General features: G+C 32.4%; 9 protein-coding genes and 7 tRNA genes. 3 read left to right on the forward strand and 13 right to left on the reverse strand.

Annotated features, from left to right (window positions below):
• Position 1 precedes the first annotated feature (1 nt).
• Together NQ499_RS00570 and NQ499_RS00575 are read right to left on the reverse strand one after the other, a co-directional pair.
• The gene (locus NQ499_RS00570) at positions 2-1801 is read right to left on the reverse strand and encodes an ATP-binding cassette domain-containing protein (protein WP_006506242.1); all 1800 of its coding nucleotides are present in this window, start codon (positions 1799-1801) and stop codon (positions 2-4) included.
• 138 nt (positions 1802-1939) lie between these two features.
• Entirely contained in the window at positions 1940-2182 is a 243-nt protein-coding gene (locus tag NQ499_RS00575) for a hypothetical protein (protein ID WP_259848565.1), read from the reverse strand.
• Between the two features lie 317 nt (positions 2183-2499).
• On the opposite strand from NQ499_RS00575, the gene NQ499_RS00580 reads away from it, so the two are divergent.
• Entirely contained in the window at positions 2500-3792 is a 1293-nt protein-coding gene (locus NQ499_RS00580) for an IS110 family RNA-guided transposase (protein ID WP_006504659.1), read from the forward strand.
• Positions 3793-3962: 170 nt separating this feature from the next.
• Here the strand turns inward: NQ499_RS00580 and NQ499_RS00585 are convergent, their stop codons facing one another.
• On the reverse strand, positions 3963-5612 hold the full coding sequence (locus NQ499_RS00585; protein WP_006504840.1) for an ABC transporter ATP-binding protein: 1650 nt from the start codon (positions 5610-5612) through the stop codon (positions 3963-3965).
• Positions 5605-7566 carry an ATP-binding cassette domain-containing protein gene (locus NQ499_RS00590; RefSeq protein WP_006504839.1) on the reverse strand — a complete coding sequence of 654 codons (1962 nt, stop codon included), beginning with the start codon at positions 7564-7566 and terminating at the stop codon, positions 5605-5607. The genes NQ499_RS00585 and NQ499_RS00590 overlap by 8 nt, the downstream gene beginning before the upstream one ends.
• Before the next feature lie 1173 nt (positions 7567-8739).
• Between NQ499_RS00590 and NQ499_RS00595 the strand changes: the two genes are divergently transcribed.
• Entirely contained in the window at positions 8740-9690 is a 951-nt protein-coding gene (locus NQ499_RS00595; protein ID WP_040389649.1) for a hypothetical protein, read from the forward strand.
• A 69-nt stretch (positions 9691-9759) separates the two neighbouring features.
• On the opposite strand, the gene NQ499_RS00600 is transcribed toward NQ499_RS00595, so the two are convergent.
• The 7 genes from NQ499_RS00600 to NQ499_RS00630 all read right to left on the reverse strand — a co-directional run bounded on the left by NQ499_RS00600 (position 9760) and on the right by NQ499_RS00630 (position 10381).
• Positions 9760-9833 (reverse strand) — tRNA-Gly (locus NQ499_RS00600).
• A gap of 35 nt (positions 9834-9868) precedes the next feature.
• Positions 9869-9944 (reverse strand) — tRNA-Glu (locus NQ499_RS00605).
• A gap of 2 nt (positions 9945-9946) precedes the next feature.
• Positions 9947-10021, reverse strand: a tRNA-Asn gene (locus tag NQ499_RS00610).
• Between the two features lie 16 nt (positions 10022-10037).
• A tRNA-Gly gene (locus NQ499_RS00615) sits at positions 10038-10111 on the reverse strand.
• 6 nt (positions 10112-10117) lie between these two features.
• Positions 10118-10202, reverse strand: a tRNA-Tyr gene (locus tag NQ499_RS00620).
• Positions 10203-10204: 2 nt separating this feature from the next.
• Positions 10205-10280, reverse strand: a tRNA-Thr gene (locus tag NQ499_RS00625).
• A 25-nt stretch (positions 10281-10305) separates the two neighbouring features.
• A tRNA-Val gene (locus NQ499_RS00630) sits at positions 10306-10381 on the reverse strand.
• 218 nt (positions 10382-10599) lie between these two features.
• On the opposite strand from NQ499_RS00630, the gene NQ499_RS00635 reads away from it, so the two are divergent.
• Complete coding sequence (locus NQ499_RS00635; protein WP_006504835.1) at positions 10600-11184, forward strand: MBL fold metallo-hydrolase; 585 nt, start codon at positions 10600-10602, stop codon at positions 11182-11184.
• Between the two features lie 37 nt (positions 11185-11221).
• Here NQ499_RS00635 and NQ499_RS00640 read toward each other — a convergent pair whose 3' ends face one another.
• Positions 11222-12346: a sensor histidine kinase gene (locus NQ499_RS00640; RefSeq protein ID WP_259848566.1), complete on the reverse strand. Its 1125-nt coding sequence runs from the start codon at positions 12344-12346 to the stop codon at positions 11222-11224.
• The gene (locus NQ499_RS00645; protein ID WP_040389648.1) at positions 12343-13038 is read right to left on the reverse strand and encodes a response regulator transcription factor; all 696 of its coding nucleotides are present in this window, start codon (positions 13036-13038) and stop codon (positions 12343-12345) included. Before NQ499_RS00645 ends, NQ499_RS00640 begins: the two co-directional genes overlap by 4 nt.
• Between the last annotated feature and the right edge of the window lie 39 nt (positions 13039-13077).

A 13077-nucleotide genomic window follows, 5' to 3' on the forward strand; every position in this document is an offset into this window, starting at 1 on the left:
ATTAAACCACCTCATTTCTTAGTTCTGTAACAATATCTATTTTCTTAATGAATCTAGATTGCGTTATCACTCTTTCTAAAAGAAGAGTGATTGTAAAGACAATAGTAGATATAAGAGGTGCTACAAGTGAGAATATGCCTGTTAAAAGCAACATGATAATAGATATAATTGTACTAATTACTAAAACAGCACAAAGCCCAATAATGCTTTCGGTAAGAGATATATGAATCAAATCTTTTTCTCTTAAGCCAGAAATTCTTAATAAAACAAGTTCGCTCTTTCTTTGCATTAATAAATGTGATTCAAGAACAATATCAATAATCATAGCCACAAGAATAATAATACCTGCAAATGTAAACATTAGCATTTGATAATAGTTGTTTAAGCTATCCATCGATTCTCTATCTGTAAATGAATCATTAATTGTATAATCACTCTTTTCATAGCCTTTTAGAGCTGTTTCTAATTCATCGTATGTATCATAGCAGATTACGTATCCTATATATTGTTTATCTTTACTGTTCTTTTCATAAATGGATTTCATTAATGAATAAGGCATATAGATATATCTTTGACTTTTTACTACATAATGGACTTTTTTAGAATTTTTAAATACACCATTCATATCAAAACTATGTTCAGTTTGATGCATTCCTTCTCTATCTTTAATGGTTATATCAAGATTTATTTTATTGTTCTTGGATTTCTGATTGAGAATATAGAAGGTAGATTCATCCATATAGATACCATTTTGTTTATCCTGTATAGCTCTATCTATATACTTGGATAAATCATCTTCTTTGAAATAAGGCACAATATAAACTTCTTCACCATTTATATCCGTACACATCTTATATAAAGGATATGCATTCTTATCATTTAATGTAATCAGTTTACTATAATCCTGATCTACATAAGAATGTTCATCTTTCGTGATAATGGCTTTGTTTTCTAATTGTCCTACTAGCATCTGCATTGCCTGTTTTTTGGAGTTATGAATAATTCCAGTCATAACCTGACATGAAACAAGACTTAAAACAAAAACCATCAATAAAAGAACATACATGAATCTATAATGTTTCATATATGTTTTAACATATTCAATACAGAAATTTTGATTAATAGAAGGGGCTGTCCCTTCACCACTTTGATCAACAGATGGTGAGAAGTCAGAAGATGAAAGCGTACCATCTTTAATCATATAGGTAACATCAGCATATTCTATTGCACAATCAGAGTGTGATGCCATAACAATAGTCATATCATGACTCAATTCTTTTAGGATTTCATATATTTGAATTTCATTATCATGATCTAGAGAAGCGGTTGGTTCATCAAGGATAAGAACCTGTGGATGACTAATAAGAGCACAAGCAATAGAAAGTCTTTGTCGCTCACCAAGAGAAAGCGTCATAACATTTTGTGAAGGAGAAACATCTAAATGCATTCTATCAAGGCATTCATCTATATCATCATCCGTTAATACTTTATTATGAATACGCGCAAAATATTGAAGTGTACCTGTTACATCAAGATGAGGAAGAAGACTACTTTCCTGTAAAACATAACTTATACGGCTTCTTCTATATTCGTCTCTCATTTTTCCTTCTATGAGTTTTCCATCATAGAAATACTTATAACTGCTTTTATTATCTATGAGGGCAATACAATAAAGAAGTGCAGTTTTTCCTGAACCACTTTTACCTCTTAGAAGAGTGATAGAATGAGCAGGAATACTGATCGATGCATGATCTAGAATAACTCTATCATAGGCGATGGTTACATCTTTAAGTTCAATCATATTAGCGTTCCTTTCCAAATAAGACTTCCAGTGGAACTGGAAGTCATAATGTTTAATGATCCTATATATAATAATAGCAATTTATAAAAAAATGTATACCCTTACATTGAAATCATAAAAAAAAGACCTATGAAGGTCTTATAAAATAATCGCAATAATTAATTCAATTATTGCAAACACAATATATGCGATTGTCCATCCTTTCTTGCTTTTTTTAGATGAAAACTTATCCATCTGAACAGGTACAATAAATAGAAGGGTAATAAGAATAATACCCGGAAAACGGATGCTTATACTTAAGAATCTTGTACAATACATCAATATAATTAAAAACAAACTAGTGCATGTAGATGGCAAATTTTTAATATACTTTTCTTTCATAATAACCTCACATTCCTTTCCGCCTGCGGCTCCAAGGCACACATAGAAATGAATAATTCTTGTTTGTGCAGGCATCTTATTTTATATTTTAATTGAAGGAGTCTTACACTACAAAGCACGGCGAGGTGAGTTGTAGATTCTTGCAACTCGTTCAAGTCAAAACAGTATAATAACCAGTGCAAGGCTGATCTTTTCAAGCACACATGAGTATGTCTTTTAAGTCTGCAGATTAATCATTGACTTGAGTTTAATCTTTTAGTGTTGATCAGTCAGTCACTGAGCTCCTTCTCTATATTCTTATAAGGAGCCTTTTATTTATGGAGATTGTTTACCCTAGATCTTGTGGTGTTGACGTGCACAAATCTTTCATTGTTGCTGTTATCTGCATCTCTGAATCCGTCAAACCCAAGTACATTAAAAAAAGATTCTCAACCTTCAATAACCAGCTCATTCAATTCAGGGATTGGCTTATTGAAAACAACTGTCAAAATGTATGCATGGAATCAACCGGCAAGTACTATATCCCTGTATACAATGCATTAGAAGGCCATATTTCTAATGTCGTTGTTGCCAATCCTAAATGGGTCAAGGCTATCAAAGGTGAGAAGGATGACAATAAGGATGCCAAATGGATTGCCGACCTCTTTAAATTCGGTATTGTCAGATCCAGCTATATCCCTGAAAAGGATATCCGCGTCCTCAGGGAATTTACCCGCTATCAGTATAAACTTATCAATATGCGTTCTTCTGAAAAGAATCGTTTCCAAAATGCTTTGACTACTGGAAACTGTAAACTTGATATTGTTTTTTCTGATATCTTTGGTAAATCTGCTTCCGCTATTGTCAATACTATTTTATCAAATGATCCATATACAAGTGAAGATATTCTTTCTAAAGTTCATGCCGGTTGTAAAGCATCTCATGAAGACATCCTGAGTGCTGTTGATGGTATTCAGCTAAATCAGTTTCAAAAGGCTAGAATTAAAATCGTTCAGAAACATATGGACTATCTGGATTCTCTTCTTGATGAAATACAGCACCATATCAACTTGATGGTTGCCAACTACGAAGACTACATACAGCTTCTTTGTACAATACCAGGAATCAATAGAAAATCTGCTATTACCATTATCTCTGAAATCGGCACTGATATGTCTCAATGGTCCTCTCATCGCAAACTTGCTGCATGGGCTGGATTAGCTCCTGGATGTAATGAATCAGCTGGCAAAAAGAAATCGGTTAAAGTTTCAAAAGCTGGCGTTTATCTTAAGCCTTGTCTTGTTCAGGTTGCACATGCTGCCGTAAAAGATAAGGAATGCGAATACTATGCAGACAAATTCAACAAGATATCTAAAAGACGCGGTAAGAAACGAGCTATCATTGCGATTGCGAGAAAAATACTTATTGCTGTCTATCATCTTTTAAAAACAGGTGAAGCATTTAATCCAACAGACATGGCAGATGTTGAAACAACAAAGAAGCAACGAATTGAATACGTTAAAAATAATTTACGAAATGCCTTCAATCAACTCAGCCGCACAGGCTTGTCTGAAGCAGAGATTCTACAACTCATCAGAAAAGAATCTAAGAACTCACCTCAAATAGAATAGCCTTCCATTTGGGGAAAGGGGCTTTATGCACTTTTTTAGGGTAAAATTTGTTTTCTCTTTCAATTTTTATTCAGATTATATCCCCTTAGCGAATTAGTTTAAACTAACTACAGTATATACCTTATGGAAGAAAATACAATACTATATTATAAGAAATACTAAAAGGGCAGTTAACTGCCCTTAAGTCTTCCAATCTTATGAATGCATAGTGTAGTAATCAATTCTTCTAGTAGAATGCTGAAGAACCATAATAAGCATGCATAGAGAATAATAGGTATATGCATCATGAAACTCATAAAGATACTTATGATTAGTAGTATGATTAAATAGAATACGTAGTAGTAAACATAATCGTATCGTGCAAGAGATTTTAACTCCTTAAGACTTAATCCATTCTCATATAGGAAGAAGTATTCATCCTTGTTGGAATCAATCGTCTTTTGACGATGATAGATTAGAATAATCAACATGATAATAAATATCGCACATATCAGCATCAGTAAACTATTCATCATTCTAGAATTAATCTGAGTGAGGTGATTAAGATTCACATTAGAATATACTGTTAAGTGAGAATCTATATCATTGATTTGTGAAAGAATACTAGATATATATTGTGCATCATCCACTCTCACAAGTAACATCTTTATATCATCAATCTCAAAGTATTTCTTATATATAGCTTCAGGAAGATAGAGTACATCATCTCCTTGAGAAGAAATAGTATTCTTTTTGTTTATGTAGGATGAAACATGAAAAGTATGATTATTGATGGTGATGTCTTTACCTAAATTCTTGATTGTACGAGATGCTTTGATTGTATCACCGGTATAAGATTGTACAATTAAAGTGTCAGTCACTGTTTCATAGAATGGAGTGATATGAATATGTTCTATTTCATTGAGGTCTTTTCTTATATCCATTCTAATGGGCTTAGTAATAGAATCATAAGCATAGTTACTGTTATTTCCATAATAGAGGCGTACATCTAATAGTTTCTCTTGTATCGCATTGATTTCATGTGAGTAGTATGTACGATATCCAAATATACCTATAGTCATAGAAAGAATTAAACCAAAAAGTATATATAGTATTTTAGAAGAACGTATAAGATGTTTCTTGTAATAAGATAAATAGTCTTGTGGTTTTCTAGTAATAGAAGTCGTTTCTAGTTCTTTTATTGAACTCTTTTTGAGAGGTACTATTTTATGATTTTGAATCTCATAGAGATCATCTGCATAATCAAGAATACGTTTATCATGAGTTGCGATAAGAACGCATACTGGATGTGTATGGATATAATCACTCAGTAGTTCTATTAATAACTTGCAGTTAATAGAATCTAGAGAAGCAGTTGGTTCATCTAAAAGAAGGAGATAAGGGTCTTTCATTAATGCAAAGGCGATAGCTGCACGTTGTCTTTCTCCTCCTGATACATGATCAGGTGTCTGATTGAGTAGATGTTCGATCTTCATAGAACATAGAATATCATTCATTCTAGTTTCGTTATATTCCTGCCCGGAGAGTAGGAATGCGAATTCCATATTCTCTCTAATGGTCATGTTATTGAATAATGTACTTTCTTGATGTACATAACCAATCTTTTCTTTCCTTGTAGTAAGAGGGTCATCAATAGAATGACCCTCCATTAAATAATCACAGGCTAAAGGGGCTACAAGTCCTAATTGATTCAATAAGGTTGTCTTACCAGTACCACTTTTTCCTTTGATTGTAGTAATGCTGTTGTTAGATAAGGTGATGCTGGCATCATCAAAGATTACTCTATCAAATGTGATAGATAGATGATTGATGTTAATCATGATCCGTACTCGTTACCATTATTTTATTTGTAATATAGAAGACTAATGTAGTCACAACAGCACTTACTAAACCTATAATCATCTTGATTGAATTGTTTACTAACGCAAACTCACTTGATGAGAATAGTCTTAAACAGAAGGAAAGAAGAACAGTTATAAACAGGAATGTAGACATAAACTGTATATCAACCATATGGATGGATTGAATCTGTTTCTCATTTAAATCAAGTTCTCGATATCTTATATATTCTCTTGATTTATTATAGAGGATTAAGAAAACAACATAGGCAATAAGACCAACAACAGTATAGATGAGAATCATAGTCTGAGTATTCTTAGAATCCTTTTGACGCATCTTTGCTGTTTGTTTATAATCGTCACTTTGTATATAAGTAACGATGTTTGGAGATATCTTATTGAGTCCATTTCTTACCTGGTCTACATAACTTGCATTTTTACATTCGACAGCATAAGTTGCAGGAACATAATCAACAATATGCTCATTTAAATCTTCATATAAATTAATTGAAACATTAGTTGTACGATATTTATTTATAATAGAGTTCGCAAAGTCATTATTTAAATAGACTTTAAATGCGTTATTTCCTGTAAAGTCATCTTGATCTTCATTTGATTTGATAACACCATAGATTTTAATGGATACTCTTTTCTTCTGATACACAGGATGTCGTGTAATTACATCATAAGATTTTTTCTGTAATCCATTTTGATCACCATATCGTCTAGTGTCACTACATTCTGTAGAACATACGGGTACACCTATATCCATTTTCATAGTTACAGGAAAATCTGAATCAGTTAATTCTAACGTTTTCATAAGACCTTCGCTTATATAATTTTTGTTTTTATCACCAAACTGACCTTTTATATAGCTTGATACAACAACATTATCATCAGTAGAATACTCTTTACCCTTGACTGACATATATGCAAGTAAATTATCATCCTCGTCATTTCTTGTATCATAATTACGAGCTGGGAACTGATAATAGCTTGTTATACTTTTAACTCCTTTGATAGATTGAATAGATTGTATTTCTTGAGGAGTCATAGAAAATCCTTGGTCATATTCCATGAATCTATAACCAGAAGGTAATTCGTTTCTTGTAATGTATTCTTTTCCTGTATAGATAATTTTACTAGTCAAGTTATCCATCATAGATGCTGTATTCTTGTTTGTCATATATAGTTCTATACCAGAATATAAAGTCATATTGATAATAACTAAGCACAACAAAGCATATAACAGGATACTGAACTTTTCTTTCTTACTTTTTACATGTGCAATCTTTTTAGGGGTGAATTTCTGTGTTACTGAAAGTGGTTCACCATTAATTTCAGTATCTTTAATACGAGTAAATTGAAGATTCTCAATTAAATACTTGATATCCAAATACTCATCAAATTCTTCATCATGAATAGTAAGAATAATAACACGATCATGACTATATTCTTTTAATAACTTCATGATTGAATGTTTATCTTCATAATCTACAGAAGATAAAGGTTCATCTAATATAATACAAGGACTATTAGAATAAACACTTAAGGCTATCATTATTCTCTTCTTTTCACCTAAGGAACAAGAGTCATATTTCTGTGATAAGCTGGCTTTAATGTTTAAATTGTTGAATAGTTCACTTATTACATTTTGATCATGCTTTCTATTATATATAGATTCTATTAATTTAAATTGCTGCGCAATAGTAAGGTCTTTTTTTAATAATGCATCCTGGTTTCCATAGAATATAGAAGTGGCATTATTCACCATAGAGTCTAGATGAATCTGTTTAGATATAATTTTTAAAAAAGTGGTTTTTCCACAGCCACTCTCACCTGCAATACCTATAATACCAATAGAAGGAGCAATGAAATTGGCTCCTTCGAAGAGTATTCTATTAGTTTTGTATGTGAAATTATTTAATTCAATCATTTAGTTCTCACCGTCCAATTGTCTAATTTTTTAAAGTCGCCTACGGTTGCAGTTACATATGCACTAGAATAATAAGTATCGATTTTTGTAACATAAGTGTTAAATTTTTTCTAAGGGACATTTATGTTTCCATGCCACATCTCCACCAGATACTTTCTTTGATATATATGATATAAACTTGAAATACCGCATAAATGTCAGCGCTAACATAATTATAATATATATATATATATATATAATGTAAACATAAAGGGACAGTGAATTATAAAATTCACTGTCCCTTTAAAATGATCAGTTATATATACCTTATGAATACAAAAAGTAATTCAATAATAGCAACTATGATATATGTGATGGTCCAACGTTTCTTCGTTTTTTGGGATGACTGTGGTCTCATTTGGTTAGGTATTATAAACAAAAGAGTACAAACAACAATATATCACGCACCAGTAATACCATTTAGATATTTTGAACAATACAACAATAATAATATAAAACAGTTTGTAATTGCGTAAGGCAGATTCTGTATGAATTTATTTTTCACGATATCCACCTCCTTCTATAATCGTTAATTATAGAACATAACAACCAATAAACACTGCAAAAATCACGGCTATGATAGTAAAAACAAACCATCCAATCTTAGTTTTTTTAGATTCAGTTTTATCTAAATAAAAAGGTAAACCGTTCATCATTATAAGAAAAATAAGAAAGTATGGTGCTATACGACTTGGTAAAAATCTAGAACAATATGACAATATACATATCAACACTGTGATTAAATATAAAGGTTTTTTAGGCAAAAGTATAGATTTGATTTTATTCATAACAACCTCTCTTTCATAATTAGTGACCACTAACCGAATTATATATTCTATTTGAAATATGTCAATACATTACTTATATCATGATTGATAATTCTAAAATGAAAAGTTAAATTTCACTGTAAAAAGGTCAAAGTTGTGTTTAGTCTTTCATGATTTTCTAGTTGATTGTCTGCAAGTATATAGTTATTGTGATGTCTGTTTCTTTATTCTATGAAAGGTTAATTATTATGGCAAAATTAAATAAGAGTCTGTATCTAACAGGCGTTTTGTGATTGTATGTGTCATAAACCAACATATATAATATATATGAAGAGGTATTCCAATTGAATAAGAAGGAGGAATGGCTATGAAAAAGTTAATTCAATTGTTGGTGGTACTCTGTATTTTTGTATTAACGGGCTGTAAAACAAATAAAGAACGTTATCTATCTATTACAACGAGTGGATATGATAAGAAAGGGAACGTAGTAGTGAATATCTATGAATATTCATTATCTACTAAGAAAGTGACTAAAAAGTATACTTCTTCTAATCCACTTGGTGTTTATTCTAAGTCTAATAATGCTGTATATTATGTTGAAGAAGATAATAGTGGTGATCATCTGTATGCTTATGATCTTGATACAAAGAAATCTAAAAAGTTATCTGGTGGATTAACCGCAATTAACAGAATTATTCCTGTAGAGAATAATATCTATATATTAGGCGTAGAAAAAGGTCAAAGATCACTCAAGCCTTATCGTTATAATATAGAAACAAAGAAGTTCAGTAAGATTAAGGCAGAAGAGGGTTTGGATTTTGATCATATGGTCTATGATGTTTTCAATCATGATTTATATCTATGTGCAAGTAATCAAAAAGAAGAAGATCAGGCATTAGAAGAAGCAAATGCGGGTAGGGGAAGTAAGTATATTGCACCTAATACGCATATTTATCGTTTGAAGAATAATCAACTCAAACGTATCTATACTACAAATCGCAAGTTAGTCTATAGAATGCTTCCAATGGAAAATGGAAATCTTACATTTACTGAAAGTGACAGCATACCAGCTTGGAATCCTCAATATCACACATATACATTAGATACAAAAACAAATAAGAAAAAAGCTGGGATTAATATTGATGAAATTATGGATGTAACACAGTACGCTTGTTTTAGTTCTTCTCATCAGATTATTCTTCTTGGCTGCAAAGATAAACATCAAGGAATATATACATATGATATTGATTCAGGTAAAACTGAATTATTGTATGAATCTAAAAATGAATTAATTAATAGTTTTGAATTATTAGAATAAATAAAAATACCCACAGCTGTGGGTATTTAGATAATAAAAAAATAGACCTTAGTCTATCTTCTAATCGTATGGAGCGGGTGATGGGAATCGAACCCACGTAGTCAGCTTGGAAGGCTGAAGTTCTACCATTGAACTACACCCGCAAATGAAAACGATCTTTCGATCGTATGTTGAGAAATGGTGACCGGTACGGGATTCGAACCCGTGAATGCATGCGTGAAAGGCATGTGAGTTAACCGTTTCTCCAACCGGCCACTGGCGCTTGAAGAGGGATTTGAACCCACGACCGATCGGTTAACAGCCGATTGCTCTACCGCTGAGCTATTCAAGCACTTTTAAATATAAAATGGAGCGGGTGATGGGAATCGAACCCACGTAGTCAGCTTGGAAGGCTGAAGTTCTACCATTGAACTACACCCGCATGGAATGGTGGGGAGAGACGGATTCGAACCATCGAACTCGTAGAGAACTGAGTTACAGTCAGCCGCGTTTAGCCACTTCGCTACCTCCCCACTGGTGCCGACTAGAGGAATTGAACCCCCAACCTACTGATTACAAGTCAGTTGCTCTACCAATTGAGCTAAGTCGGCATGTGAAGCTAAATTTTAATAAAAATGGTGGAGGTTAACGGGCTCGAACCGCTGACCCTCTGCTTGTAAGGCAGATGCTCTCCCAACTGAGCTAAACCTCCAATATTCTTGGGATATACCGGCCGTTAGACCGATGCTTAAGTGTTAGTGCCATATCCCAACCAAGCACGCTCATATAATATACCAAGTGTTATGCGATTCGTCAACAGGTTTTTATAATTTTTTTAACTAAATTTAATTTTTTTTATTTTTTGCCATTCTATCGCACTGTGCAATAAGAAAAGTTATAATTGAATAAGTGATAAAGGAGATATAAAAAATGGCAGAATTATTGTATCAAGGACATGGAAGTTATCGCATTGTGTCTAATGAAGGTGTAGTGATTTATGTGGATCCTTATGCAGGTGAAGGTTATGATATGCCTGCAGATATTGTGATTGTAACGCATGAACATAGTGATCATAATCAGGTTGATCTTGTTACATTAAAAGATGATGGTGTGATTTTAAGACATGGAGATTTATTTGTGGATGGTGAATATCCTATTAAGAAGATCAAGAAAGTAATGATTGAAGGAACACCTGCAGAAAATAAGAATCATACAAGAGAAGAATGTGTTGGTTTTATTATGACTGTTGATGGTATTACATTATATGGTGCAGGAGATACAAACTATTATCCTGAAATGGAAAGCTTCAATGATTTAGATTATGCATTATTACCAGTAGATGGTATTTATAATATGAGTGCACAGGAAGCAAGTCGTTGTGCACATGTAATTGATTCTCGTTATTTTATTCCTATTCATACTTCACCTACACAATTATATGATGAAGATATTGCGAAAAGCTTTAAATCACCTCATGCTTTATATATGAAGCCAGGTGAAAGGTTGAAATTATAGTCCAAAATGAAAAGACCACTTGATGTGGTCTTTTATGTTAGTTCTGATCGAAATATCTGTTGAATTTGACGATGAATGTTGTAATTTGATCATCACTTGTAACAGAAATATCACCATGATGAAGGTCTACTATATTCTTAGTGATTGCTAGTCCTAAGCCAGTACCACCTGTTTTAGAGTTTCGTGATGAGTCTGTACGATAAAATTTATTAAATAGAAGTGGGATATCCTCTGATGCAATAGTATCACCATGGTTGATGACTTTAACAGTTGCATATTTCTCATCACCGGATACTTCTATCTTTAAATCGGTATTATGATAGCCATACTTGAGTGCATTAGAAATAAGATTATCAAATACACGGGCTAATAACTGACCATCTCCCTGAACATAGATATTCTCTTCAGGTAAATCTACTATTGGTGTAATATTACAGTCTTTAAATGAAGGATAGAACTCGTCTGTCATCTGCATGATTAATCCAGATAGATTAATCATACTCTTATTCAACTTGATATCTGCATTATCAAGTTTAGTGAATTCAAAGAGGTCATCCATCATTTCCTGTAGACGTATTGATTTCTCATACGCAATGCCAGAATACTTATGTACATCTTCTTTAGATAAAGCTGTATCATCTTTAATCAACTCAAGATATCCTACAATAGTTGTAAGAGGTGTTCTCAAGTCATGGGCTACGTTTGTGATTAATTCATTCTTCTGTCTTTCTGCATTACGTTCTATATCTAATGCAGCTTTTTCTTTTTCTTTTAGCTTTTCACTTTCTTTTTCTTTCGCAAGCAATGTTTTTGATAAGACATTGATGTTCGCAGCAAGAGAACCTAATTCATCATCATATTCTACTTCACACTGTACACCATAATTGCCACTTGTTACCTGCTGGATAGAGCGTCTGAGCTTTCTAATATATTCAATTGTGAAATCAATCAGTTTAAAGAAGATTTCTACAAAGACAATAAAAGAAATCGCATAACATAATGCATAACGCATTTCATTAGGTACCGCAATAGGAATAATTCTATCAAATATAATTCCTAGAATAGAATAAATAAGAAATGCGACAAGATAACTTAATGTGATATTAATCAACAAACGCCATTTAAAAGAAGAAATAAACAGCTTTCTTAGTTTCTGCATCATAACTCGAACTTATAACCAATGCCCCAGACAGTAATAATATGTCTTGGTGTACGAGGCTGTCTTTCAATCTTTTCTCTTAGTTTTCTAATATGTACCATGATGGTATTGTTGGCATGTGTTGCTTCTTCATGCCATATTTTTGTATAGATATCTTCAGTAGAGAATACTGTACCAGGATGTGAGGCAAGTAATACTAAGATTTCATATTCGATCTTAGTTACAGCTACTGGACGATTATCTACAGAAACCATCTTCTTATTTGTATCAATAAGAAGGTCGTTGGCCTGAATAATAGAATTATCTACACCAATAGGCTTACTATATACCTGATAACGTCTTAATTGTGACTTAACACGTGCCACTAATTCCATTGCATTAAAAGGTTTTGCGATATAATCATCAGCACCCTTTAATAATCCTTCAATCTTATCCTGGTCAGCTGTCTTAGCTGATACAAAGATAACTGGGATATTGTACTTTTCTCTGATCATCTCTAATGCTTGTATTCCATCTACTCCAGGCATCATCATATCTAGAATTACAAGATCAATCTTGAACTTTTCAAGATCACGTAATAATGTATACGCATTATAACGCTTTTCAACATGATAACCTTCTTGACTTAAATAAATTTCAATAAGATCACAAATTTCTTTTTCATCATCAATAACTAATATACGAGGTGTTTCCATATGTTTATCCTCCCAAGCCATATCATAATATAATTAATT

Origin of the sequence: Catenibacterium mitsuokai, from assembly GCF_025148785.1 — a bacterium.
In the GTDB taxonomy this organism is placed as follows: domain Bacteria; phylum Bacillota_I; class Bacilli_A; order Erysipelotrichales; family Coprobacillaceae; genus Catenibacterium; species Catenibacterium mitsuoka.

Excerpts from the sequence above, each read along its gene's own strand:
- NQ499_RS00580 (WP_006504659.1), top strand. The coding sequence starts at position 2,500 with ATGGAGATTGTTTACCCTAGATCTTGTGGTGTTGACGTGCACAAATCT.
- NQ499_RS00590 (WP_006504839.1), bottom strand. The coding sequence starts at position 7,566 with ATGATTGAATTAAATAATTTCACATACAAAACTAATAGAATACTCTTC.
- NQ499_RS00595 (WP_040389649.1), top strand. The coding sequence starts at position 8,740 with ATGAAAAAGTTAATTCAATTGTTGGTGGTACTCTGTATTTTTGTATTA.
- NQ499_RS00645 (WP_040389648.1), bottom strand. The coding sequence starts at position 13,038 with ATGGAAACACCTCGTATATTAGTTATTGATGATGAAAAAGAAATTTGT.
- NQ499_RS00575 (WP_259848565.1), bottom strand. The coding sequence starts at position 2,182 with ATGAAAGAAAAGTATATTAAAAATTTGCCATCTACATGCACTAGTTTG.
- NQ499_RS00570 (WP_006506242.1), bottom strand. The coding sequence starts at position 1,801 with ATGATTGAACTTAAAGATGTAACCATCGCCTATGATAGAGTTATTCTA.
- NQ499_RS00585 (WP_006504840.1), bottom strand. The coding sequence starts at position 5,612 with ATGATTAACATCAATCATCTATCTATCACATTTGATAGAGTAATCTTT.
- NQ499_RS00640 (WP_259848566.1), bottom strand. The coding sequence starts at position 12,346 with ATGATGCAGAAACTAAGAAAGCTGTTTATTTCTTCTTTTAAATGGCGT.
- NQ499_RS00635 (WP_006504835.1), top strand. The coding sequence starts at position 10,600 with ATGGCAGAATTATTGTATCAAGGACATGGAAGTTATCGCATTGTGTCT.